Source organism: Methanoregula sp. (assembly GCA_041645435.1).
In the GTDB taxonomy this organism is placed as follows: Archaea; Halobacteriota; Methanomicrobia; order Methanomicrobiales; family Methanospirillaceae; genus Methanoregula.
Genome location: JBAZQB010000006.1, coordinates 131,507 through 157,196 on the forward strand (window position 1 = coordinate 131,507; position 25,690 = coordinate 157,196).

At 54.0% G+C, this 25,690-nt stretch carries 21 protein-coding genes and 1 tRNA gene; 9 read left to right on the top strand and 13 right to left on the bottom strand.

Features of this window, described 5'->3' with window-relative positions; translation table 11 throughout:
• Nucleotides 1–555, top strand: a complete 555-nt coding sequence (locus tag WC593_12915) for a HEAT repeat domain-containing protein (GenBank protein ID MFA4826047.1) — start codon at nt 1–3, stop codon at nt 553–555.
• Nucleotides 556–676: 121 nt separating this feature from the next.
• On the opposite strand, the gene WC593_12920 is transcribed toward WC593_12915, so the two are convergent.
• Nucleotides 677–922 (bottom strand): hypothetical protein, encoded by a 246-nt coding sequence (locus tag WC593_12920; protein ID MFA4826048.1) that lies wholly within the window; start codon nt 920–922, stop codon nt 677–679.
• A gap of 55 nt (nt 923–977) precedes the next feature.
• Between WC593_12920 and WC593_12925 the strand changes: the two genes are divergently transcribed.
• The 5 genes from WC593_12925 (at nt 978) to WC593_12945 (ending at nt 7,168) form a co-directional block, all read left to right on the top strand.
• The gene (locus tag WC593_12925) at nt 978–4,892 is read left to right on the top strand and encodes a DNA-directed DNA polymerase II large subunit (GenBank protein ID MFA4826049.1); all 3,915 of its coding nucleotides are present in this window, start codon (nt 978–980) and stop codon (nt 4,890–4,892) included.
• A 141-nt stretch (nt 4,893–5,033) separates the two neighbouring features.
• A complete protein-coding gene (locus WC593_12930; protein ID MFA4826050.1) occupies nt 5,034–5,927 on the top strand; it encodes a cation diffusion facilitator family transporter in 894 nt (297 codons plus the stop codon).
• Nucleotides 5,928–6,011: 84 nt separating this feature from the next.
• Nucleotides 6,012–6,096 (top strand) — tRNA-Leu (locus tag WC593_12935).
• Between the two features lie 104 nt (nt 6,097–6,200).
• Nucleotides 6,201–6,341: a hypothetical protein gene (locus WC593_12940; protein ID MFA4826051.1), complete on the top strand. Its 141-nt coding sequence runs from the start codon at nt 6,201–6,203 to the stop codon at nt 6,339–6,341.
• A gap of 197 nt (nt 6,342–6,538) precedes the next feature.
• Entirely contained in the window at nt 6,539–7,168 is a 630-nt protein-coding gene (locus WC593_12945) for a LysE family transporter (protein MFA4826052.1), read from the top strand.
• Nucleotides 7,169–7,745: 577 nt separating this feature from the next.
• Here WC593_12945 and WC593_12950 read toward each other — a convergent pair.
• From WC593_12950 to WC593_12975, 6 genes are read right to left on the bottom strand one after another with little or no spacing between them, the layout of a single operon-like run.
• On the bottom strand, nt 7,746–8,549 hold the full coding sequence (locus WC593_12950; protein ID MFA4826053.1) for a hypothetical protein: 804 nt from the start codon (nt 8,547–8,549) through the stop codon (nt 7,746–7,748).
• On the bottom strand, nt 8,549–9,019 hold the full coding sequence (locus WC593_12955; protein MFA4826054.1) for a hypothetical protein: 471 nt from the start codon (nt 9,017–9,019) through the stop codon (nt 8,549–8,551). The genes WC593_12950 and WC593_12955 overlap by 1 nt, the downstream gene beginning before the upstream one ends.
• Nucleotides 8,997–9,383 (bottom strand): hypothetical protein, encoded by a 387-nt coding sequence (locus WC593_12960; protein ID MFA4826055.1) that lies wholly within the window; start codon nt 9,381–9,383, stop codon nt 8,997–8,999. The genes WC593_12955 and WC593_12960 overlap by 23 nt, the downstream gene beginning before the upstream one ends.
• Nucleotides 9,371–9,874 (bottom strand): hypothetical protein, encoded by a 504-nt coding sequence (locus tag WC593_12965; GenBank protein ID MFA4826056.1) that lies wholly within the window; start codon nt 9,872–9,874, stop codon nt 9,371–9,373. The genes WC593_12960 and WC593_12965 overlap by 13 nt, the downstream gene beginning before the upstream one ends.
• On the bottom strand, nt 9,868–10,962 hold the full coding sequence (locus tag WC593_12970; protein MFA4826057.1) for a hypothetical protein: 1,095 nt from the start codon (nt 10,960–10,962) through the stop codon (nt 9,868–9,870). The genes WC593_12965 and WC593_12970 overlap by 7 nt, the downstream gene beginning before the upstream one ends.
• The gene (locus tag WC593_12975; protein MFA4826058.1) at nt 10,955–11,569 is read right to left on the bottom strand and encodes a hypothetical protein; all 615 of its coding nucleotides are present in this window, start codon (nt 11,567–11,569) and stop codon (nt 10,955–10,957) included. Before WC593_12975 ends, WC593_12970 begins: the two co-directional genes overlap by 8 nt.
• Nucleotides 11,570–12,004: 435 nt before the next feature.
• On the opposite strand from WC593_12975, the gene WC593_12980 reads away from it, so the two are divergent.
• The gene (locus tag WC593_12980) at nt 12,005–15,085 is read left to right on the top strand and encodes a VWA domain-containing protein (GenBank protein ID MFA4826059.1); all 3,081 of its coding nucleotides are present in this window, start codon (nt 12,005–12,007) and stop codon (nt 15,083–15,085) included.
• Between the two features lie 12 nt (nt 15,086–15,097).
• Here the strand turns inward: WC593_12980 and hisG are convergent, their stop codons facing one another.
• On the bottom strand, nt 15,098–15,970 hold the full coding sequence (gene hisG, locus WC593_12985; GenBank protein MFA4826060.1) for an ATP phosphoribosyltransferase: 873 nt from the start codon (nt 15,968–15,970) through the stop codon (nt 15,098–15,100).
• Between the two features lie 62 nt (nt 15,971–16,032).
• A complete protein-coding gene (locus tag WC593_12990) occupies nt 16,033–17,298 on the bottom strand; it encodes a DUF1015 family protein (GenBank protein ID MFA4826061.1) in 1,266 nt (421 codons plus the stop codon).
• Nucleotides 17,299–17,458: 160 nt separating this feature from the next.
• Between WC593_12990 and rimI the strand changes: the two genes are divergently transcribed.
• Nucleotides 17,459–17,944 (top strand): ribosomal protein S18-alanine N-acetyltransferase, encoded by a 486-nt coding sequence (gene rimI, locus WC593_12995; GenBank protein ID MFA4826062.1) that lies wholly within the window; start codon nt 17,459–17,461, stop codon nt 17,942–17,944.
• Between the two features lie 306 nt (nt 17,945–18,250).
• Here rimI and hmgA read toward each other — a convergent pair whose 3' ends face one another.
• The gene (gene hmgA / locus WC593_13000; protein MFA4826063.1) at nt 18,251–19,528 is read right to left on the bottom strand and encodes a hydroxymethylglutaryl-CoA reductase (NADPH); all 1,278 of its coding nucleotides are present in this window, start codon (nt 19,526–19,528) and stop codon (nt 18,251–18,253) included.
• 25 nt (nt 19,529–19,553) lie between these two features.
• Between hmgA and WC593_13005 the strand changes: the two genes are divergently transcribed.
• Nucleotides 19,554–20,489: a class I SAM-dependent methyltransferase family protein gene (locus WC593_13005; GenBank protein ID MFA4826064.1), complete on the top strand. Its 936-nt coding sequence runs from the start codon at nt 19,554–19,556 to the stop codon at nt 20,487–20,489.
• A gap of 169 nt (nt 20,490–20,658) precedes the next feature.
• On the opposite strand, the gene WC593_13010 is transcribed toward WC593_13005, so the two are convergent.
• The 3 genes from WC593_13010 to WC593_13020 are packed head-to-tail and all read right to left on the bottom strand — an operon-like array spanning nt 20,659 to nt 25,247.
• Nucleotides 20,659–20,970, bottom strand: a complete 312-nt coding sequence (locus tag WC593_13010; protein ID MFA4826065.1) for a hypothetical protein — start codon at nt 20,968–20,970, stop codon at nt 20,659–20,661.
• A 6-nt stretch (nt 20,971–20,976) separates the two neighbouring features.
• Nucleotides 20,977–22,311 carry a histidine kinase dimerization/phosphoacceptor domain -containing protein gene (locus WC593_13015; GenBank protein MFA4826066.1) on the bottom strand — a complete coding sequence of 445 codons (1,335 nt, stop codon included), beginning with the start codon at nt 22,309–22,311 and terminating at the stop codon, nt 20,977–20,979.
• Nucleotides 22,311–25,247 (bottom strand): chemotaxis protein CheB, encoded by a 2,937-nt coding sequence (locus WC593_13020; GenBank protein ID MFA4826067.1) that lies wholly within the window; start codon nt 25,245–25,247, stop codon nt 22,311–22,313. Before WC593_13020 ends, WC593_13015 begins: the two co-directional genes overlap by 1 nt.
• Nucleotides 25,248–25,690 lie beyond the last annotated feature (443 nt).

The following is a 25,690-nucleotide window of genomic DNA, read 5'->3' on the forward strand; positions in this document are numbered from 1 at the left end:
ATGGCACAGCAGAAACCCCCTACCGATCCGCAAATGTCCGATGAGCAGCAGATCGACAAACTCATTGCAGCACTCGGAGACCCGTCGATTGATATACGGCATGCAGCGGTACAGGCACTCGGGGACTGTGGGGAACCTGCGATCCCACTCCTGATCAAGGCACTTGCGAATTCGCCGGACAATGATCATCGCTGGTATGCGGCAGTTGCCCTCTCCCGTATAGGCATACCGGCAATCACCCCGCTGATCGCTGCGATGCGGGTGAACCGGGAAACGGATTTCCGGCGCTATGCCGCAGCTGCGCTCGGGAACACAGGTGTCCCTGCCATTGAACCCCTGATCGATGCAATGCGAAGCGATGATGCGGATCTGCGGGGGTATCTCTCGCGGGCGCTCTGCCGGATCGGAAAACCCGCCGTTGAACCCCTCACACGGCGGCTGGACGATGCTGATGCAGTACTCCGCACCTGTGCTTCCCTGACTCTCTGGCAGATGGGCGAGACCGGGTTGCCCGCGATGGTCGAGAAGATCCAGGGCGATGAGGATAAGAGCTGAGCTGGATATTCTGTTTTGTGTCTCTTTTTTGAGTGGATTACAAGATGGGGGCTGATGCCCCCATACCCCCGGATGTGATGAACGCCGCCGCCCCCGACGGGGCGCCCCCGCGGCGGATCAATTACCTGAACTGGAATAAAACCTCATACTTCTGACCGTGCCTGAACATCACCCTATTGCAATAGTCTAGGTAGAGGAACTCTGCGAGGGGGTCAAGGGGATACTCCCCTTGGGCTGCTTCCCCCTCTGGGGGAGAGAGGGGGTCACCCTCCATACTGCCCCAGAGAAAATTGAATGCTGGGAAAAATGGATTTCTTATCAGTAAATTTTCAGATTTCCCCTTATCCCACGAAATACTGATGAGCATTTTGCAATGAGATAAACCGAAGGGATAAATCTCCTCCCGGACCATCGTACCGGTAATGTTAGTGCTCTCGCCCGACATGGAGGCTTATGAAAAGTCCCTCATGGAGGGTCTGCATCACGCGATAGCGATAGCAAAGGAAGCCCGTTCCCGTGGCCTCGACCCTTCTCTTGATGTCGAAATCCCCATAGCCAGCGATCTTGCCGACCGGGTGGAGGCGCTGCTCGGGATCAAAGGGGTAGCGGTGCGGATCCGCGAACTCGAAGCGCAGATGTCGCGTGAGGAGATCGCGCTCCGTATCGGTGACGACTTTGTTGCCCGGAAGTTCGGGGAGACCTCTGTTGATGAGATTCTCGATCATTCCATCCGTACGGCGATGGCCCTGCTCACCGAAGGTGTCGTTGCGGCCCCCACTGAAGGGATTGCAAAGATCGAGCTTGGCAAGAATGACGATGGCAGCCAGTACCTGATGATCTTCTATGCAGGACCGATCCGGAGTGCCGGCGGGACAGCACAGGCACTCTCGGTGCTGGTCGGGGATTATGTCCGCCAGAAACTGGGTATCAACCGGTACATCCCCCGGCAGGAAGAAGTGGAGCGGTACATCGAGGAGATCCGGCAGTACAACTCGATCATGAACCTCCAGTACCTGCCGAGCGAGGCGGAGATCCGGCTCATCATCGAGAACTGCCCGGTCTGCATCGACGGCGAAGCCACCGAGCAGGAAGAGGTATCCGGGCACCGGAACCTCGAGCGGGTTGAGACCAATACCGTGCGGGGGGGTATGGCGCTCGTTATCGGGGAAGGTATCGCCGGCAAGGCCCGCAAGCTCAAGAGCCGTGTCGAGAAGATGAAGATGGAGGGCTGGGACTGGCTCGACAAGCTCATTGCCGGCGCCTCGAAGTCCGGCGATGAGGAGAAAACCGTTGGCATCAAGCCGCTGGACAAGTATCTCCGCGACCTGATCGGCGGGAGACCGGTCTTTGCCTACCCGATGAGAAAAGGCGGCTTCAGGCTCCGGTACGGCCGTTCACGCAATACCGGGTTTGCCGCTGCCGGTTTTCACCCGGCTACCCTGTATGTGCTGGGCGAGTTCCTTGCCACCGGCACCCAGATGAAGACCGAGCGGCCGGGCAAGGCCTGCGGTGTGGTGCCGGTGGATTCGATCGAAGGCCCGACCGTGCGCCTGACCGGTGGCGACGTTCTCCGGATCGATGACGAAGCCACGGCAAAGCGGCTCCAGCCCGCGATCGAGAGGATTCTCGATGTGGGCGAGATCCTCATCTCGTACGGGGAATTTTTAGAGAACAACCACCCGCTCGTGCCCTCCGGCTACTGCGACGAATGGTGGCTCCTCGAAAGCGAACCGGGCACAAAATCCCCAAAAGATGAGGGGGAGGCTATCGCCTTTGCCCGGGCGGGGGGGTACCTCCATCCCGCATACACGTGGTTCTGGGACGATATCACTCTGGACCAGATCCGTACGCTTGCCGATGCTGTTGCGGGTACCGGGAAGATTGTCGATGATCATCTCCAGCTCCCGCTTGAACCCTTGACCAAGGATATCCTCGAAACCCTCCTCCTTCCCCATATCGTGCGGGACGGGCGCGTGAAGATCCACCTGTACCGGGCATTCATCGCCTGCCTCGGGCTGGATGATACCCTGAAAAAACGCGGGGTCTGGACCAATGCCCCGGATACTAACCAGCTTGCTCTCGTCCAGCACCTTTCCGGCTTTAAGATGCGTTCCCGTTCGGGGACACGGATCGGCGGGCGCATGGGGAGACCGGGCAAATCCAAGCCCCGGAAGATGAATCCTCCCCCGCATGTCCTCTTTCCCCTCGGCGATACCGGGGGTGCCCGGCGCTCGTTCCAGTCTGCGTCCTCCCATATCGAACAGGAGGACCAGAACGATACCGAGATCGGCATCCAGAAGGAATGCGGGATCATCGAGATCGAAGTTGGCCGCAGGCGCTGCTCCGAGTGCCAGGAGATGACCTATCTCAACCGGTGCGACAAGTGCGGGGGACATACGGTTGCGGTCTTCACCTGCACCAAATGCGGCAGGGAGACCACTCTGCCCCGGTGTCCCGGCTGTGACGGCCAGGCCACCTGCTCCCAGCGGCTCAAACTGGATGTGAAAGGGGAATATGCCAGGGTGATGGCCCGCCTCGGGATGAAGACCGATGCCGTCGCGCTCGTCAAGGGCGTCAAGGGCATGATCTCGAAGGAGAAATCTGTCGAGGCGATGGAGAAGGGAGTATTGCGGGGGATACGGAACATCTGGGTCTTTAAGGACGGGACCACCCGGTTTGACATGATCGACCTGCCGCTCACCCACATCCGGCCCGATGAGGTGCGGGTACCGGTCGAGAAACTCCGCTCGCTGGGCTACACCAGGGACACGCACGGGTACGATCTCCAGAACGGTAAGCAGGTGGTCGAACTCCATGCACAGGATCTCCTTGTCTCGGATTCCTGCGCCGAGTATATGGTGAGTGTGGCAAAGTTCATGGACGACCTGCTCGTGAAAGTCTACGGCCTTCCCCCGTTCTACAACATCGAGAAACCCGACGATCTCGTGGGGCATCTCGTCATAGGCCTTGCCCCGCATACGAGTGCCGGGGTGCTTGCCCGGATCATCGGGTTCACCCGAGCGGACGTTGGCTATGCCCACCCGTTCTTCCATGCCGCCAAGCGGCGCAACTGCTTCTTTGGCGATACCTTGATCGAGGTATATGACAGGAAGTCATGGACCCGGCACCCGATCCGGAAGTTTGTGCTGGAAAACTTCGACGTGAGTCGCCCGGGCATCGACCAGCTCGGCACCTACTACTCGGACCCGGCCCGCCCGTATTATACCCGCACCATCGATACAAACGGCGTGATGCACCTCCGGAAGGTCACTACGGTCTCCATCCACCGCTCCCCGGCTACCCTGCTCCGGATCACGACGGCAATGGGCAAGGATATCGCTGTCACGCCCGATCACGCGATGCTCGTTTGGGACACCGCATACCTCCGGAAGATCCGGGCGCTCGAACTCAAGGTCGGGGACGCAGTGCCGGTGCTGGAGGGGATGAACGTGATCTCGGACCGCATCCGGGCCATCGACATTGTGCCGGCACCTGACGAGCGGGTCTACTGCCTGACTGTTGCCGATGACCATACGCTGGTCGCAAACGGCATCTTCACCGGACAGTGCGACGGGGATGAGGACTGCATCATGCTGCTGCTCGACGGGCTGATCAACTTCTCGCGCTCGTTCCTGCCCCAGAACCGGGGCGGGTCGATGGATGCCCCGCTTGTGCTGACGAGCCGGATCGATCCTGCCCAGATCGACAAGGAAGCCCTGAACGTCGATGTCTGCGACCATTACCCGATCGAGGTGTACACAGGGGCACTCAATTATATCGAGCCAAAGACGATTGTGAAACTCATCGACCGGGTTGAGAACCGGATCGGCACTCCCGCCCAGCTCGAGGGATTCCAGTTCACCCACGACACGTCGGATATCTCGGCAGGCCCTATCGAATCGATGTACACCCAGCTCAAGACGATGACTGACAAGCTCGAGGCCGAACTGGTGCTGGCAGAGAAGATCCGGGCGGTCGATGCCGACGATGTGGCCGAGCGGGTGCTCAACACGCATTTCATCCGCGACCTGATGGGCAACCTGTCGGCGTTCTCGAAGCAGAAGTTCCGGTGCACGAAGTGCAACACGAGCTACCGCCGGATGCCGCTTGCCGGCAAGTGCGTCAAGTTCAAGGGCAAGCACCCGTGCAATGGCAACATCATCCCCACGGTGCACGAAGGCTCGGTGAAGAAATATCTTGAGATGTCACGGGAGATCTGCCGGAAATACAAGGTCTCGGAGTACACCAAGCAGCGGGTCGAGGTTATCGACCTTGCCATCCAGTCCACGTTTGGCGAGGAGAAAGAGCAGCAGCTGGGCTTGGCGGATTTCATGTGATACAAGACCCCGTCCTGTTTCCATCAATTATGAGGAGCCTGTAATGGTCCTCCCTTTTTGGATTCTCTCAGTATTGCTGACCGTATGATCCCTGACCTGCATCTTTTTTTATCACCCCGCCAACATCCATGCAGGCAGAGCATGGTCCACACGCACCGGGATTATAAGAAAAATCTGCAGTTAGCACTGGCCATCACAGCCCTCTTTTTTATCGTCGAACTCGCTGGTGGCATGATCTCGGGTTCGCTTGCGCTGGTCAGCGATGCCGGCCACATGTTCAGCGACGTACTGGCGCTCATCCTTTCTCTGGGAGCGATCACGCTCTCAACACAGCTCCCCTCCAAGGAACGGACGTACGGGTTCCTGCGGGCGGAGATTTTTGCAGCCTTTATCAATTCCCTGCTGCTGATGGCAGTAAGCGGGATCATCTTATGGGAAGCCTGGCAGCGGTTGCTGAACCCCGCACCGATTGAGAGCGGTCTCATGGGTGCTGTTGCCGTGACCGGTCTTATTGCCAATATAGCTGTTGCGTTCCTGCTGCACGGAAGCCACAACCTGAATGTGAAGAGTGCCTTTTTGCATGTAATCGGTGACGCGGTTTCTTCGGTTGCGGTGATTGCCGCAGCAGTCTGGATCGCGTTTACCGGGCAGGTGCTCGTCGATCCCATCCTTTCGGGATTCATCGCGGTCCTGATCATTGTCTCGGCTGCCGGCATCCTGCGCGAGACTATTGCAATCCTCCTCCAGTTCGCACCGGGATCTGTGGACTTTGACGCGCTCATTGCAGATATGACGGCAGTTGAGGGAGTTGCCGGTGTGCACCACGTCCACATCTGGAGCCTCAGCTCCGATATCCACGTGCTCGACGCCCATATCTATTCCTGTGAACCGGATGTGGTTAAAATCGGGGAGATGAAGCAGGAGATCAGAAAGCGGCTGGAAAAGTATCACATTCACCATTCCACGCTGGAGGTCGAGTGCGAAGAATGCAAACACTGTTCGATCATGGAGCCGGTCAACGGGCACAGGGAATAATTGTAACCCGCCGGATAGAACGATACCGCCCCGTCGGATCAGGTGAGCTTATTTATTCCCTTCACCAACATTATCCCACACCAAGCGGGGATAGCCAAGCCTGGCCAACGGCGATAGACTCAAGATCTATTCTCGAAGGAGTTCGTCGGTTCGAATCCGGCTCCCCGCATGTTCTCATTTCCCATAGTTCCGTTGTTATCCTGTGAGATACCCCTTCTCGCGGTTGTCTTTTTCTGTTTTGCATTTCCCGACTGGACTAAAAATAAATGAATCATGGGACAACTGGTTGCAAGCAGGGATAATTCTGATGGGGACTGGATCTTCGAAGGATCCAATGTCAACCCCCGCACGAGCGAGAGGAACTCGTATGAGAATTTCTCTCTCATAAGCAGCCTCCTCTTTCCTAAAAGATAGATTCAGATCTACACCAGATAATCCAACTCTGCACGGATGAGATTGTACCGAAACCCTCAACATCGGTAAAGAGGAATGTATGGTAGGAATACAGCCCCCGGGATCGGACCCGTGAGCTGCCCGTTCAGGAAAATCCGGTCAGCAGTGTCGTACTCATCGTCCGGTCAACCGGGGAATAAGACCCGGCAGGTGCACACGTGGATACCAGCGTATTTATCCAGGGAATGATCATCGGTCTCACCCTTGCCGTACCGGTTGGTCCGATTGCTCTCCTGTGCATCCAGCGGGCGATTGCCGATGGCAGGCTCCATGGGATCATATCGGGAATCGGTGTGGCAACCGCAGATTCTTTTTATGCCGGAGTCACCTTCTTCGGCCTGACCGCCATTTCCGGGCTGTTCATCGCCTACCAGTTCTCCCTCCGTCTTGCAGCCGGTCTGGTTCTTATCCTGGTGGGAATACGAATCTTCCTCACGATACCTGCACCCCTGAGCGTGAAAACCGAGCACGAGACATACTTTAAGGATTACCTGTCAATGGTGGTCATTGCGATTGCAAATCCCCTGACACTTATCTTCTTTGTTGCCATCCTGCCCGGCTTTGGCGTGGTATTTCATGAAAATTCTGTTCTTTCCGCAACGGAGTTTGTTGGCGGGGTGTTTTTCGGTTCGACACTCTGGTGGATCGTTCTCTGTGGCTCTATTGGCTCCGTGCGTTCCCGCATCAGTGCCGGGCACCTGAAGCTGATCAACCGGATATCCGGATTGCTGATTGTCTGCTTTGGTGTGGGGATGATGATCCTGCTCGCACTGCCTCACGTGCAGTGACGGGGATGAGATTGTTCCCGGCGTTCAGTGAACCGTTGTAGATTCTCAGGGATGCAATCTATCACAAACAGCAGTTTCCTGCTCTTGATGTGCATCGTCCGAAGGTCTTTCATAAATTTTTCCTGAAAATTGAATAGACAGATGTGATTCAGGATTGTTCATACCTTCTCAATTAGTTGTGATGAACGCCGCCGCCCCCGACGGGGCACCCCCGCGGCAGATCAGTGACTAAAAAGCAGACTCTTGAAAAATCACTGCCCCGCCGTGCCTCGGAGAGAGTATACATGGCCGTCGGGCCACAGGGACCCATGGATACAAGATATCCATAGCAGGCCCTGGGGCGGGAGCCATCCTTTTTTTTACAATTTAATATGGAAATGGAACTTCCATTTTCATTCTGTGTGCCTGTGGCCGCAGGCATCGTGAGCGTTTTCATGGTTCAGGAGTGAACACCGTTTATATGCGTTTCAACAGAAAAAAAGGTCGACAATACCTGCATTAATCCCCTCATCAGTATTTTTGTGTGTGGTAAAGTCCCTTCTATCTTTTTCAACGGATCTGCCTGTCAGAAAAAAGATCAGAGTGATCTGATATTCACTTCGTATTGTTTGATAACCAATGTAGTGGTGGGTGGCAGTTGATACTTCACCATCCCTCCCGTCCCCGGTGTTCCACTTATCAGTGTCATTCCCAGGGTGTTTTTAAAGTAGTTGTCCCAGGCTATCGAGTAATCCTGCACCGGATCAGGAGTATATTCAAAGTATACAGGAGATACAAGGGGGGGCGTATCTGTTTTCTGGTATAGGGTCTCACCCAAAGCCATCTGTACAGTGCCAACCCCCGCCAGTGATTGCTCTGTTATGCTGGTGATATTTACGAGATTGATAACCATGGTTTTTGTCTGACTGTCATAGAACCACCGGGGCTCAGCGAGCATCACCGATCCCGGCTCCGCGTGCAGTCGCAGGACAACCGCTCCGTTCTGAAGGGAGATGTCTGTGCCGGTCGAATCAGAGGAGTACATTAAATCTCCAGACCTGAATGCATCAACGTAAATGGTACCACTATCGTAGATCTTTATCGATGAAGTTGAGGGTAAAGAACTCGAATTGTATACGGTAAGTGTCCCGCCCCCGACCTTAAGGGCCGTTTCCTTGTATGGCACGGTCTTGTACGCGAGACTTTTCACATCGTTCTGCAACACGATCATGTTCTTTTCCATGATCTGTTCATCTGCGCTTATCTGCTGTTGCAGCAGCATCGGGTATCCGTACAGGGTTACTAAGCCGATCCCGGTGATCACTATCGTAAAGATGAGTAAGAATCCGATTGATTCGGACACCCCTGAAGTACCGGATTTCCCCCTGCTACGGCCCGTCATTAAAATCCTCCGGAATCATAACTTATCCTGTTCATACCTGCCCCCGAGGTATTCCCCCCGGCCCTTCGTGTCGAACCGATTCCGGCGATTGCCACGTTGGTGATAATCGTATCTCTCGATATCGTTACGGTCTGGGCTGTTGGATCATCACCGGCAGTATTGCCTATCTCAACAACATATCCCCGTCCCGCGATATCATCCGGGATGTCAAACCGTGAGGTAATATTTCCCGTTTCGGGGGCAATGGCATAGATGTCAACGATCCGGGTGGAGACGCCGTTACTGATATCGGTAAATGCTGAATATGTAAGGGTATTTGCGGGCCCCTCCATAAAATTCGCATTTATGAGAAGGAGCAGGACAACGAAGAGGACCATGAGAATCCCCGATATAATGATGTATCCCAGCATTGTTGCAGCACCGGCATCGTGGCACAGATGGTATCTTCTATTTTGATCTCCAGATCTCATTGTATTCGGTCACCCCGTTGCGGTAATGAATATCGACATAGGTATAGGGATTACTCACCGTGGGTTGTGTGGTCGAGAAATTCACTACGGAATCCTGCCTGCTCAAAGAAAGGATTCGGATCTCATTCTGTACATGTGTCTGGTTATCAAATACATGCCCAACATCGTCATCCAGGAATGCTGACTGAATGATCACATCCCTTACTCCCCGGATATCGTTTTTCGGGAATTCCAATACCGATTCTGCCGTTGTCTGCCCCACTACTGTTGACTGGTTGAGCACTATCGCAATAAAGAACAGGCTGAAACTCACGACAAATCCCATGAGCACGATCCACTGTGCATCGTCTTTTAATCCCGCCATAAGAGCACCTCCACGAGTTCAGCGCGTTTGCGTATAGTGCCTGATTCGGGAATCTTCGACTCTACAATCACCCACTGGGAAACACGCACGGCATGTTCTCCCCCGGTCAGACTGCGGGACCTGCCAAGGGGTGTACTCATATTGAGAGTGTTATCCGGTTTCACATAGGTTACATTTGCCATGAACTGGATACTATCCCGTTTCTGTAGGGTCCTGTTGTTCACCGTATCATTAAACATCCTGACGAATGCGTCCTTATCATTATTTTCAACCATTAACTGGAGCGGGCTCTTGCCAGGCGTACTGTTGGGTGCAGTATTCATCAGGCCCAGGGCATCACTCCCGATCACTTCAATCTGCATATCGCTGATATGCGTGTCCCCTGACGTATACACAGATGTGCTGTTGACTACGATAAACGCGGTAAGGAGCATGATCAGGCCCGCGGCAACACCCTCGATGGTATACAGCTGCCCCCCCGTGTTTACCACACTGCCACCTCCATGACCGCGTCAGTCAGGACGGGTTGTGTAACATTTGCGGGATAGTAATTGTAATCAAAGGGACGGGTACGGGTGTTATTCAGGTACTGCTGGGGAGGATCCAGTTCAAAAGTCAGGTTGATGTAGATCGCACCGTACTTATCCGTACTGGAGAAAAACCCCGGTTCAAAAACCATCGAGAGATTGCTATCCGTGATATTAACTGGGGGTTTTACCGCAACAGCACTCCAGTTAACATAGGTATAATTCTCAAATGCCGCTACCGGTGAAAAGACATAGAGGTTCGAATCCCCGGTGTGCGTCTGGTAGAATTTTACTCCTGACAAATTGACTTTAGGCATAGTGGGATGTGCAACCGTATTTCGTGTCTTATCCAGATCAGTAATATTGATAACAATTCGATCACCGGTCGGGTTGATCCGGTACATAATATCCCCGTTTGGATCGTCAATTTCACCTACATTACCGGTAAGGAGGTGTGATGAATTGATCACAATTCTGAATTCGTTTTTTGTTACATTCTCGGTATTCTTGTAGCCATGCGCCTCGATCAATTTCTCCCCAATCGTTGTATTGCTTGAACCCTTGATTTTCACATCCCTGCGGATATACCCGTACGGGTAATTGTCCGGAACAACATCGCCGACAAACCGGGGGGTATCCTCCCCGACCGCCCTGAGGGAAATATTGAACTGGTAGGGATAGTCGCCGAAGATCACCCGTTTCTGATAATCTTCCGGATAGGAAAAAGCCGTGAGGCAGAAAAAACGATTCACCTTTTTTTCATCGAGAATGCGGGGGGTTTCTTTTGAGACCGCAAGACCAAATCGTGCAACATCACGTTTGTCATTCTGGATCTCCCATGGCTGGTTACCGGTTACCAGCGGTCCGACAGCCCCCGGATCCTCTGCAAGAATCACTCCCGTCCGGTAGGCGACGGCATCGTAATCTATCGTAGGTGACTGAATGCCGATAAACAGCCCCGGTATCATGGTTGCCACCCAGATAAAGGCAATCAGGAAGATGGTGAAACCTGCCAGAAAGTCTATCGATATTATCCCGGAATCGTCAGTCATTTGATGATATCAACGCCCCTGTCTTTGCATCGAATACGAGGTGCCTTGTGTTTCCCTGGCCGGTTATGGTGAGATAATAGGTACCTTCTGCCAGGGCAAGTTCTCTTGACCCGGAAGTGATCGCCAGTGGTGCCGGGAAAATCTGCTCCCGGTTCTTTTCAAAGAGCTCCCGTGGTGTAACTATCTGGCTGGTTATGATCTCTTTTTCCGGGTACCATCCCTGCCAGGCATTCACCTTTTCACCAGAATGATCGTAGGTTACCAGCGATACCTGTTCCGGTTGCCGGACAACGAAGATCCAGCTGCTTGCGTTTCCCGTTGCATCCAGATTATATCCCCGGATCAGCTGAATGTGTGTCGTTTCCGTAATATTTTCAGCTATATTGTCTTCCCGGTTGATCCCTGCATACGGGACGTTTGGAGCAATGTCTTCAAAATTCACTCTCGCGAACTCATCGGATTGGTTGAGAATGACAAAACCGGCATCGACTTTTGTGTGGGTGGCTTGTGGTGACGGATTGAAAAAAGAAAGCGGGTTTCCCCCCATCATGACAACGATGGCTACAACCAGCAGCAGGAAAAAAAAACCATATGCCCATTTTCTCATGAAGTTGCCCCATGGTTTATAGGATGAAGGGCGAATATAAATCTTGGGTTAGCCGGATCGGGTAAATTTCTTCTTAATAATCGAATTGGAAAAAAGAACGGGATTTGAGGAAGAAAAACACACGGGATTATTAAAAAAAAATAGTTGCTTAATCCGTGAGAAGTCAACTGCACAGATTCAGTCGTTTATTGCATCCCGTTTATCGAATCCAACTGTGTGAAATGGGTCTGTATGCATCGCTCGGCAAGGGAATTTTCCGTTTGATCCAACCCGGTAATTATTCCTGGGCTTTTGATCCCTCGCAGAAAAGCTAAAAATTCAAAGTTTCCGGTTAAATACATCTTATTTTCAGATTCCGGGTATTTTTAAAGCGATTTTAAAATTAGAAAATTATATATATTGTTGCATGCTAAATACCCTCTCAATGTGATTGGTATGGTAGTGGAACGAAGATTTTTAGTAATTTTCTGTCTTGTTCTGCTCATAGGTTCTGCAGCTGCACTTGACCTTTCTCCGTCAACCATCAGCAGCAGCAATCCGGGCTGGCTCATCGCAAATGATGGGAATGACCAATCGACGATCAGCGTTGATGCACTGGCGGCGGGCACCCCCGCAACTCCCGTCATGGGTGCAACCGTCACCTTCTCTCTTGATTCTGGTTCTCAGGATTTGGGCACGATCTCTCCGGTAACCCCGGCATCTGTCCAAACCGGTGCTGATGGTAAAGCAACCGCAGTCTTCACGACAAGCAAAAAAAGCGGTAATGCCACCATAATTGCATCCATCTCTTATAACGATGGTAGTACAACTTCGGTTCAGGTCTCCACGTTCCAGCGGATCGATCACGATACGCCCCAGGGGGCAACTTTTGAAAACCCTGCCGCGTTACCGGTAGGTTCAATAACCCGGGTAAATGTCACCCTTGTCGATCGCTGGGGCAATCGCATAGATAATAAAAATACTGCAGAAACCATCCGTCTCACTATGGCGGATGAAGGTGGCGCAGGATTACAGGAGGGTCTGAATTATATTTCCCTGAAAACCTATTCAATGGATGCAGAGGGCAACGTATCTGCCGATCTCAGGATATCTACCACGGTGAAAAGTAATTATATCCAGATGGATCCTATCGGAAATATCGTGGTTCCCCCGGCCGCGTATATTCTGGGTGTGGCGGAAAGTGAACCCCATTATATTGCGCAGACCCCAGCCAGTCCCGGTTCAAGCCTTCCTGCAGACGGGGACCCGGCACACGCCGTAGAAATTTATTACACCGTGACCGATAAATACCACAACCCGATAACCGGGGCATCCGTATATTGCGATTCAACAGATGGTATGAGCGTGACTGCACCCACAAATACCTGGGGGCGGTTAAGAATCTCTTTTGGCCCGAAAGAAACGACCGGTATTTATTCCCTCAGGGCGATCCCTCTCGGGAATACAAGCGCTGTGTGCACGGGAATAAATGCCGGAACTGTCGGGAATTGCAGCCAGGATATTGAATATTACAATACCGATCCTGTAGACCTGACATTTACCGGAAATCCGCAGTCTATGGCGAGTCTTGATGTAGATCCCTCGACCCGGGCCGTTCTTAAGGCACGGGTGATTGATATCAAGGGGAACCCGGTAAGCGGTGAGGTTGTCCACTTTTCGCTTGCTGATGCCACCTATCCCGGGCCCTGGCCCTATGTTAATACTACCTTCCCCAGTCTCTCTGCCTTATCAGCGCCTGTGGATGATGCCAGCGGATATGCAACCGTAGAGTTCAGCCCGGGAGCATTCAAAACATATGATATTGCGGGATATAATGCCACAGCCACCGGGCAGGTTGTTGTGACAGCAACGTGGACGAACCAGTCCGGTGTCGCATTTACCCGGGATATCACGCTGGTCTGGAAGAATTATCCCTACGTCGGCACTTCATCATTAGGAGACTGTGGGAACTCCCAGGTGGGGGACAAGATTAACATCACCATACGACTTTTTGGCGATGGCGCGGCGCTCATGCCAAAACCCATCGACGCAGAACTGGTAATTGACAAGTCGTTGAGTATGAATGGGGCAATGGATGGTCAGACAAGATTGTACTGGGCAAAGCAGGCAGCTACTACCTTCGTCGGGAAAATGAACCCGGCATCAGATCAGGTAGGACTGGTCTCATACAGTACCAGTGCCAGTGTTGATTCTAACCTGTCAACGGTTTTTAGTGACGTTACTAACGGCATCAATAATATACAGCCGGTTATGTACACCGGTACGCGCTCCGCGCTCAAAACCGCGATTGAGGATGTGGTTGCACACAGAAATCCGAACCCCAAGACAATCCAGGCTATTATCCTGATGTCGGATGGAGAATACAATTACTACGGGGATCCTTTGGCACGGGGAACCGGATATGATGCAACTCATACAGATGGTGGTGGCCGTTACTATACCTGGACCTCGACATACATTACTCGTCACACCTATTTTTCCGGACTGGGTGGTTCTGTCAATGTCAATAATGCGAATGTATTCACCAACCAGAACATGTCCCGTTACGCCCAGGAAAACACAATCCGAATCTACACGATTTCATTTGGTTCCGATATTTCCAGTACATCGGAAACCTGGAAAACAATGGAAATTCTTTCGAATGCTACCGGAGGTCAACACTTCCATGCATCAACCGGATCGGAGCTGATCGATGTCTACACAACTATTGCCGGGCAGCTGCAGGAAACGGCAGGTGGCGAGACTCAGGTAGATCTGGATTTCGGGACCGTAAACATCAATGACAACCCGGACCTTGACATTACGGATTATATGGATTATGAGTACCACGAGGGGTACTCGACATACATCAACAAATCCAACATCACCAAGTATGGTGTCTACAATCAGCTTTTCAGTGAAACCCGTAACGATGAAGCTGCCTGGAATAGCCGTACCATGGCCTTTGATGTCGGCACGATCAAGCTGAACGAAACATGGAGTGCAACCTTCCAACTGAACATGACCAAGGCAGGGAATATCAACCTGTTTGGCCTCGGCAGTTCAACCCTGTCGTTTACCGATGCGGCAACGGGTGAGACCCAGACGGGGTTCATTCCTGCCATGCAGTGCAGGGTCCGGGAGAGTATCGTGAATACCGGTTTTGGCAGCAAAACGCTCCGGGTAGATAATCTCTCATTCGTTGAAGGGGTAAATCCTGATCCGAATGCCTGGACGGTAAAGTGGAACACTACCTATGATGGCGATAAAACCGTTCAGGAAGCGATCCTGTACCGGGTGACGGGAGATCCGCAATGGAAGACCGTCCCCGGCGGACTGGTATTCATCTCTTCCAAGGTGTTCGAAGTAACGAATCAAAATACCCTGTCCACATCGGATACAGCGTTATGGCCCCCGGGAAAATGCTTTGACATACAGATCGTGGCAGGTGCAGAGGATGCGAATGCAGCGATAACGAACCAGATCACAAAATGCAAAGCATTACCCGGCGGTACGATATTTATCAAACTCGAATAATTTTTCTGTCTGTTACGGCACAATCTTCGATATCGGGATCTCCAGGATATCTTCAGCCCCGCAGGCCTTGAGCCGGGGGATCAGCTGGTTGACTATGTTCTTCTGCACAACGGTCTGGATACTGTAATAGTCAATCCCGTGAAGCTGGCTCACCGTCGGCTTCTTCATCGCCGGCAGGGCTGCAACGATCCGTTCCATGGATGCGGAAGGGACGTTCATGGTCAGGAGCACCTTGTTTCTCGCTTCAATTACGCCGAAGAGCAGCGTCCTTATCTCCTCGATCTCCCGGCGCTTCACCGGGTCTGCCCAGCTTGCCCTGTTGGCACAGATCACCGTGTGGGACTCCATGATCTGCCCGATGATCTTCAGCCCGTTCTTGCGCAGTGTGGTGCCGGTCTCTGTCAGGTCGACAACAACGTCCATGAGATCGGGCACTTTTGCCTCCGATGCACCGAATGAATGAAACATCTGGACGGGGATTTTCAGATCCTCAAAAAACTTCCTCGTGAGCTCGGGATATTCCGTGGTCACCCGGCTGTTCGGCCGGATCTGGGAGACATTCTCGATCGGCTCATCGCGGTGGACCGCGATCACGATCTTCACGTTGCCCTCCCCGGTCTTGCTGTACGAGAGGTTGGCCACCTCCACGACATCCGAGTTGGTCTCGTTCACCCAGTCGAGGCCGGATATCCCTATATCGAAGTACCCCTTCTCAACATACGTGGGGATCTCCTGCGGGCGCAGGATCTTGATCTTGCCGATACGCTCGTCAGCGATGCGGGGATTGTAATCGCGGTCCGTGCGCTTGACCTCAAGGTCTGCCTCCTTGAAGAGCTGGAGTGTCTGCGCCTCGAGGCTGCCTTTCGGGAGTGCGATGGTAATCATACCGTATACTGTTCGCGGTAAAAAGAATAAAGATAAGGGGTTGGGCGGATGGTGCGCGGGGCTCAATCAAACGTGTGAACCACAAGCCCGCTTAAGAGTTTGGGCTCGAACCAGGTGGACTTGGGGGGCATGACCCCGCCGGCATCTGCAATGGATAAGACGGTCTCGACCCGGACCGGCTGCATGGCAAACGCGAGCCGGTATTCCCCGTTGTCAACCAGCCTTTCCAGGTCAGAGACCGGCCGGGCACCGCCGAGATACTGGAGCCGGGCATCCCCACGGGGATCCGTAATCCCGAGCATGCCCTCTAAAACCCACTTCTGGAGCACCGCCACATCGAGTGCGTCTAACGGTGCTGCATTCTTTTCCAGCAGGCGTGTGCACTCGTACCACTGGCCCCCGAGATACATATGCACCACATGATAGCGCTCCGGTTTCTTGCACTTTGGTTTTATGTTGTACCCGCGCCCGTCCACCCGGCCGTAAGGTTCGACATCGAAGTATTTTTTCAGGGTGTCAAGGAAGGTGTCCTGTGTAAACGTACCAAGGTCCGTGAGCAGCCGGCTGTACCCGTGGATCTTCACCTTGTCGTGCGCAAACATGACCCCCATGAACCGGAAGGCTTCGGCATCCGAAGGGACCTTTGCAGCGATCCTGCGGTCAGCCACGTTCACGGCCGCTTTTGCCCGGTGATGCCCGTCGGCTATGTAGAGCGAGGGAAGATGTGCGAAGTGCTGTTCGAACCGGCCGAGTATCTGCGGATCGGTGATCCGGAAGATCTGGTGAACACCCCCGTCATCGGTGCGCACCTCCGCATCGGGAACCGCACCCGATGAAACCTGCGCACTGATGAGTGAATAGATCTCCCCGCTGTTCCGGAACAGAAGCACGACCGGCCCGTTGTGCGCTTTTACTGCCTCGATGTGCCGGGTCCGGTCCTCCTCCTTGTCGTACCGGGTCTGCTCGTGCCTTCGGATCAGGTTCTGCCGGTAATCGTCCACGTCAAGACAGCAGCAGAGGCCAAGGAACGTATCCCCGCCCTGTTTCACCCGGTAGGCATACATGCCGGGCTCAGGATCCTTTCGTAGTTTTCCCGATGCCTGGAGGGCAGCAAAGTTCTCGTGCGCCCGCTCGTATACCCGGTCATCGTGGGGATCAATACCCGGCAGTTCCGCATCCGGCCTGCTCACGCGCAGGAAACTCCCGGGTTTTTTCTCAATAATCTTACGGGCCTCATCCGCAGTCACGACATCATACGGGACGGCAGCGATAGCCTGCGCACATTCACGGGTGGGGCGCACCCCGGAAAAACGATAAATCCTTACCATACCAACACCAGCACCGGACAGGGAGACACAGTTGCTCTCAGGGTTGGGCGTGATCCCTTATATTTCCGCACACCGCCTTTTGCCCGTTCAAGAGTAAATACTATGACCTGCGGGCACCCATGCAAGTACTGCAATATCCCCAATGCGGGGGACTTTAAAGATGATCCGACCCCACGATCTTATGACCTACCCGCTTCCGCAAATCCGGCGGGCAGTGCCTTCCGATCTCGCGGCGATTGTCGCTATCGAGAAAGACTCTTTTATCGACCCGTGGGAAATACCTGTCTTCTTAGAAGCACTCACCTATTACCCGACAACCTATTTTGTCGCGGTCTGCGATGGGCAGGTGACGGGTTTTGTGGTGGGGGCTCTTGAGGACACCGGGGAGAATATCTACGGCCATATCTGCAACCTTGGCGTGAGCCCGATATACCGGCACCGGGGGATCGGGAAGCTGCTTGTGCGCCGGGTTGAACACCAGTTCGCCCTCGAACTCGCAACCGCTGTTCAGCTTGAAGTGCGGATATCCAACACAGCCGCGCAGCGGTTCTACCAACGGCTCGGCTACCGGCACGTGTTTGGGATTGACCAGTACTATGCAAACGGGGAAGATGCGTTTGTGATGATGAAGTGGTTCCGGTTTTAAAAAAGAAGGAGACTCTGTTGAAACGCACATGAGCGGATCGGTTCATACCCGTTTCAACAGAGCTATAAAAAAAGAAAATTTCTGCATTGTAGAAAACCTTTTTTCCCGCAATATATTGCCCCCCTCTTGCGCCACCAGTCCCCCGTTGGGGGACGGGCGCAGTGCGATAGCCCGGGTAAGGTTACCGGTAATACGTTGTTATCGTAATGGGGGGGTGCCCCAGTGGCGGGGGAAAAAGCCCCCGAGAGCGTCAGAGTTTTCTCAATGAATTCTACAGAGCAAAAATTTCCGGTCTTTTCTTTGATATCAGCCGCGCCCCAGCTGCTGGTGGGCGCGGGCAAGATGCTGGGCGGCAAGCGCACCAAGGAGGGAGAGTTCCCCGGCGAGGACGGCTGCACCGATGATCTCGCCGAGCTTCTTTGCATTGGTTCCCGGGGGTGTACCGCTGCCGGCAACACCGAGGATCCTGAGGCATTCCTGTTGCGTCTCAACGCCGGTTCCCCCGCCAACGGTCCCTACGGGCAGGGAGGGGAGCGTAACGGCGACATAAATCCCGGTATCCGTGAGATCCACGGTCGTGATGCAGGTGCTGCCATCGATAGCATGCGCAGCGTCCTGTCCGCAGGCGATGAACATCGCTGCGACAACGTTTGCCGCATGGGCATTGAATCCCATTGCACCGGCCCGGGCTGATCCCACGAGATTCTTCCGGTAGTTCACTTCATGGATGGTCTTTGCATCGGTCTTGAAGACCTGGCTGATCAGTTCGTGGGAAAGGGCTACCCCGGCGACTACGCTGCGCCCCCGTCCCATGATGCCGTTGATGGCGGCTGGTTTTTTATCCGTGCACATGTTCCCGGACAGGGCGATAAGCCGCACTCCTGTTCCCTGCGCGATCAGGTCGGCCACCTTCGCGCTTGCGATGGTGACCATGTTCATTCCCATTGCATCCTTGGTGTCGAACTCCAGCCTCACAAAGACGCTCGTGCCCGCTACAAAGGTGACGATATCGTTCAGTTTCCCGTGCGAGGTGGTGCTCTCCGCAGCGGCTTTGAGTTCATCGCGGTGAACAACCACCCAGTCGCAGACCTGTGCCGCGTGGCCCACGCTGTCTGCGGCAAAGACCGGTGCCCGGGTCATGCCGTCATGCAGGACACGCACTTCGGCCCCGCCGGCTTTTGAGATTGCGCTGCACCCGCGGTTCACGGATGCAACGAGCGCACCTTCCGTAGTTGCGAGCGGGAGCCAGTAGTTGCCCTGCGCATAACCGCCATTGACGTTTATCGGCCCGGCAACTCCCACGGGTACCTGTACCGTGCCGATCATGTTCTCGCAGTTGCGCTTTACCACGCGCTCGATATCTATCGAGAAGATGCCGAGATTTTCGAGTTTTGTACTGGTCTCCTGCTCGATATACTCCCGGCGCACCCGGATTGCATCCATGGGCGTGAGCTCAGTTTCCAGCTGGTAGAGTTTGAGTTCCCCGCTCTTTAACCTGCCAAGAATGATATTGTCCCTCTCATTGTTGCGACCGGAACCTGCACCGTTTCCGGTTCCTGATCGGTGCCCGCCATCATCAGCCATGAATAATGGTAGCACGTATAAATTTATGATACACGTGGTCGCAATCACGGTCGGACAATGGGGCATCAGGGTGCCGGCACGCGAGGGGGAAACTACGCGACGGGCACTTATTGACGAGGGCGCGCTCGATCTCTCACTGAAGGTGCGGCGCGATGGTGACTGGCTCTTGCTCCCGCTCCTTGACTGGCGCGATGGTGCGGAGCAGTACACGTTCGAGCAGAACCCGGAGCGGGTAGTGCTGCCCCGTCACGAACTGGTGGGGGGGATTGCCATTATCCAGGAGCGCGATGTGGCGGGAGCGCAGAAGATCCTTGCATCGCGCCCCTCTCTCCACACTATTGTCTTTGCAAAAGGTGAGGTCTCGGGCGAGTACCGCACCCGTGAGTTCGAGGTGCTTGCCGGTGCTCCCACGACCCGCACCGAAGTGATCGAGTACGGGCACCGCTTCCATGTCGATCTTGCAGCCGCCTACTTCTCCGCCCGGCTCTCCTCCGAGCGCCAGCGCATTCTCCAGCAGACCGGCAGGAACGAGATCGTGCTCGATATGTTTGCCGGTGTCGGGCCGTTTGCGATCACGCTTGCGGCGCGGGCGGCACTCGTGGTTGCTTCTGATCTCAACCCGCAGGCAGTGGAACTGATGCTGGAAAACATAGCGCAGAACCGGACAAGGAACGTGATTCCGGTGCTCGCGGATGCCCGGAGGCTGGCCGGCATCTTCCCGTGGCAGTTCGACCGGATTGTGATGAACCTCCCGCTGTCCGGCACGGAATTTTTACCAGAAGCGTTCCGGCTCTGCAAGGCTGGCGGGACGATTCATTTCTATTCGCTGGTCTCTGAGGAAGGGGAGCACCGCGAGTGCATACACGGACTGGGCGGGGAGGTTATCGCTGAGCGGGTCGTGCGGTCGTACTCGCCCGGGCAGTGGCATGCGGTGTATGATATCTGTGTGAAGAGTTCGTGAGCACAATATAACAAACTTTGATTATACGACTGCATCGTTCTCACCGGTTTTTTCGATCTCCTTGCAAAGCCTGCCCGGACCCGTGGTTGTTTCACGGAATTCTTCTGCGCGTCTGGTGCACCAGTCCGGAGATTACTCTTGCGTTCATTGGTGCTGCGGTTTTGTTCACTCATCTGCGTTCCGCTCGTTTCTCGCTTACTGCATTCCGGTTCGCTTCACATCCCCACCCTTGTTTTCCCGTTTGGTTTTCTGGTTGAGATACAGTATGCCCCTGACTTGTCGCGATGCTCTTTGCGCCAGCGGCTGCTTTTGCCCGCCCCTTGCATACCGCTTTGCGGAATGTTCGTCGCTGTTGACCGGGGTCATACGTAACGCTCAGTGACTCGCTCGCGCCACTGTGCCCGATATCCACAATGTAACCGTACAGGTCATTCAGCGGCTCCTTTATCTGTACGGTTTTGAAATTGGTTTTTCGATCCAATCCCGCTCATTCCTTTTCCTTCACGACAATCGTAAACGCCGTTCCGGAACTCCGGTCCAGTTCAATCGTACCGTCTAATTGGTCCGCGAGTGTAATCACTAGGTGGAGCCCCATCGACTTGGTGTTGCGCCAGTCAAAACCCTCAGGGATACCGATCCCATTGTCCTTAAACTGGATAGTGATTCTGTGATCCAGACGGTGAATTGCAATGGAAATTTCGCCTGGTCTCCCCTTGGGAAACGCATATTTTAAGGAGTTGGAGATGAGTTCATTGATCATCAGCCCGATGGGGATGGCTGTGTCAATGGCAAGGAAAATATCCCGGATATCCATCGTGAGCGTGATGCCCTTTCCTTTCATGTCGAAAAATCGGAGCATGCTGTCTCCGAGGAACCGGATATAATTGTCAAAGTCAATTTTTGCGAGGTCTGATGACTGGTACAGTTTTTCATGGACCAGCGCCATAGCCCTGACCCGGCTCTGGCTCTCCCTGAATGCGGAAAGTGTCGTCTCATCCGTGATATACCGTGACTGGAGGTTTAACAGGGAGATGATGATCTGGAGATTGTTTTTCACCCGGTGATGGACTTCCCGGAGCAGGACTTCTTTCTCACCCACGGTTTTCATAAGTTGCTTTTCAGCGTCAAGACGGATACCAATCTCCGTCACCAGTTTCAGGTTAACATCTGACAGGTCTGAGGTCCGTTCAGTAACCTGGCGTTCAAGATCCTCGCTGAATGTAATCAGGGCTTCCTCCGCCTTCTTCATATCCGTAATATCGCTGATTGCCACTCTCACCGTTGTTGTTCCATCGCTTTTGCCGGTAATCCGGATGCTTTCCAGCCGGGCAGAGAACATGGAACCGTCCCCCCGTCTGAGCGTGAGTGTGCAGATCTGTTTTCCCTCCGTGTTCCGCACGTGCACGAAATACCGGTACCACTGATCGGAATCTTTTTCTGCGATAAATTTACTGAATCGTTCCTTTACCAGTTTGCTCCGCTCAACCCCGAGGAGAGTTGCGCCGCTCATGTTCACCTCTGCGATCAATGCCTTGTCAGTGAGCGTGAAATAGCCGAGCGGAGCAAAGTCATAGAGGTCAAGGTACCTGTCCCGCGACTCCTCCAGCGCGAGATAAGCCCTTTTGAGTTCTTCTGCCTGCATCTCAAGTTCGATCTGGTGTACCTGGAGTTCGTGGATGAGTTCTTCTGCCGTTTGCCCTTTCAGATCGGCAGAACGCTCAGGGATGCGTGCGAGCTGCTCCTCGGCAATGTCCCTCAGGGGACGTTCGATACCCGCAGTCTCCGTGTTCTTCTCTGCGGTTTTCTCGTTTCCCGCAGCCATCAGGCCCTCTTCCTGTCCCGCTTGTCAGGATTGCCCTTCTCTTTCTTATCGCCGGGTAGCGGGATCCCTTCCATAGCCAGAAGAATGAGATGGGGGGCACCCTCTTCCCCGATAATCTCACGGGCGTTTAAGAGCATCTTTTTCTGTCCGATACCGGGGAAATTGTGCTCGACCATGAAATTCTCAAACGATCGGTTCTTCGGCAGCACATTCTCCAGCAGTTCATGGAGCCGGGGGATGTCCCACTGGCAGTTCCCGAGTTCGTACAGTACCTTTCCCTGTGTGGCTTCCTGCGTCACTTTGAACGTAGCATAGAACGCCCGGCTGGCAGAGACCACCTCAAACCTGCCGTTCAGGACGATCAGCGGCTCCCGCACCGTGTCGACGATGTTCTGCGCATAGTCGCGGGCAACCCGGGCTTCGGCTTCAACCGCTTTTAATGCGGTGATATCGGAAAACGTCAGCACCACGCCATCGATCACATTCTCCAGCGTGCGGTACGGCATGATGCGGACATGGAACCACTCATTATTGGTCGTGCGCACCGGCATCTGCCGGGGTATGAGCGAGTCCAGTACCGCTTGTGCATCGGAGATCAGGTCCACATCCGGAATCAGCGACCGTATGTCTGCAAGCGGACGTCCTATATCCGATGGGGCGAGCCGGAACACCTTTACTGCCTCGCGGGTGAACCGCTTGATAGCGAGAAGGTTATCTAAAAATATCGTACCGATATTGACGTTTTCGAGCAGGTTCTTCATGTCATTCTGGATGTCCGTGAGCTGCTCGATCTTTGCCTGCAGTTCTGCATTCACCGTCACGATCTCTTCATTGACCGACTGGAGCTCCTCTTTTGAGGTTTCCAGTTCCTCATTCGTGGACTGGAGCTCTTCGTTGGTGGATTGCAGTTCCTCGTTGGTGGACTTGAGCTCCTCGTTTGCGGCCTGCATCTCCTCAATTGTCGCCTGCAGGTTCTCTTTGGTATACGCAAGGTCCTGCTCCAGTTCTTCGATGCGTTTTGACTCCCCTTTCCCGGTAACACGCTTCGCGACCTTTCGTTTCTCCGGCGTCTGCAACGGGGTGTCCTGGAAACTTATGAGCAGCAGCTCCCGGGTTGCCCCCGGGTCGGCAAGCGGCCGGACCGTGAGGTCAATTCCGTGAATGCCACCATTCGTCCTGACCGGCAGGTCTTTTACAACAAACTGCCTCTTTTGCGTGGCAGCGTTCTGGATGGCATAGCGTAAATCCAGCTGCAATCCTTCGCGTGCCATATCGACTACATTGGTGCTTACCTTCCCTTGTGCAGGCTGGAGGTACTTTCCGGTGTCGCCGTGAACGTACATGATATTTCCTTCGTCATCGGTGATAACAGACGGGGGGGCAAAAGACTGGAGGAGCACGCGTTTTGTGAGCTCGGCAAAGTTTGTCTTATCCCTCTTGCCGGCCCCCTCGCCCGTATCCTTTCCCGACGGGTCGCGGGTCCATGCGAAGCGCTGTGCGACAAGCGTCTGGGTTGAGGCAGGAGAGGGTTTCGTCTGGTAAATCTTCCATTTTTTATTGAGCGGTGCGAAGAGATCGGTGAAATTCCCGATGCCTTCTGACGGGCTTAAGAAGAGCACCCCGGCCGGCTTGAGTGCGTAATGGAACGCCGGAATCACCCGGGTCTGGAGTTCGGTATCGAGGTAGATCAGCAGGTTCCGGCAGCTGATCAGGTCCATCTTGGTAAACGGCGGGTCCTTGATCACGTTCTGGATGGCAAAGACGACCATCTCCCGGATCTCTTTTTTGATCCGGAACCCGTTCTCATCTTTTACAAAGAACCGCCGCAGCCGGTTGGGTGAGACATCGATGGCGATGTTGGACAGGTAGGTGCCTGCCCGTGCGGTTGCGATGGCATCGTCATCGATATCAGTCGCATAGATCTGGATCTTGAACTCCTGTTTGATCTCGTCCATGTACTCGCGGAAGAGCATGGCGAGCGAGTAGGCCTCTTCACCGGAGGCGCATCCCGGCACCCAGATCCGGAAGATATAGTTCTCCGGTTTATTCTCAAACAGCCGGGTCATGGCCTCTTTATTCAGCGCTTCAAACGCTTCTTTGTCCCGGAAGAAGCTGGTCACGTTGATGAGCAGTTCCTTAAAAAGGATGTGGACCTCAGCGGAGTTTTCCTGGAGGTACCGGGCGTACGCGTCTATATCCTTAATGTTATGCACCACCATCCGCCGTTCTATCCTGCGATTGATCGTGCTCTGTTTGTACCGGGAAAAGTCGTTTCCGGTCTTTGACCGCAGGAGCATCATGATACGCCGCATGGCACTTAATGCTGCGGGAACCGGGGATACCGGGGGGACCGGGGGAACGCCCGTATCAACGATGGTCCTGACATAGGCGACCAGCTGCTCTGTTATCTTATCGACCGGCAGCACATAGGTGGCAAGACCGCTCTGGACGGCACTTGAGGGCATACCGTCATATTTTGCGGTGGAGGGTTCCTGTACAAAGGAGACGCCACCGGCCCCATGGATTGCCCGGAGCCCGAGCGTGCCATCCGACCCGCTGCCCGAGAGGATCACGCAGATCGCCCGTTCTCCCTGGTCCTCGGCAAGTGAGCGGAAGAAGGAGTCAATGGGCAATCGCAGTCCCCGTACCTGTTCAGGAATACTCAGGTGGAGTGTGCTGTGGAAGATTGCCATGTCCTTTCCCGGCGGGATGATATAGACATGGTTCGCCAGGATTGGTATCTGGTCCTGCGCCTCGTGGACCGGCATCGTGGTGTTGCGCTGGAGGATATCAGACAGCATGCTTGCATGGCCCGGGTCGAGATGGGGGACAAGCACAAACGCCATGCCGCTGTCGGCCGGCATTGTTTTGAAGAAGAGTTCGAACGCTTCGAGCCCCCCGGCTGAAGCGCCGATCCCGATGATGGGAAAGTTCACTTGGGGGACTATGTTTTTGTTATTTTGCTCAGCCCCGGTTTTTTGTTTCGGGGAAGTCATCTTTCCCCGGCTTGTCCCGGCTTGTCCCGGCTTGTCCCGGCTTGTTCTGGTAGGAGAGGGGCGTCTTGGTATTTTTCATCGTCTCACACCTTTGGACACATTGTTATGGGCATTTACTCATTCATCTATCCTGTTCAATAATTCCGGAAAACGGTAACGGCATATTCTACGGGCCACTCGTTATAACCGGAGCAATCCAGGGCTGAATTGTCAGGTATCGTCATGGTTTATTTGTGATCCTTTTTATATTTCATAGAGATTGGCTGTAAATGATGAATAGTGGTGATCTGTTTTAATGATTATGGTGGTGTGTGTGATTCCCGGGTTCTCTCCGTAGGTTAGATAATCTGGTATCACGGGCTGAGTGACATAGGAGAAAATAC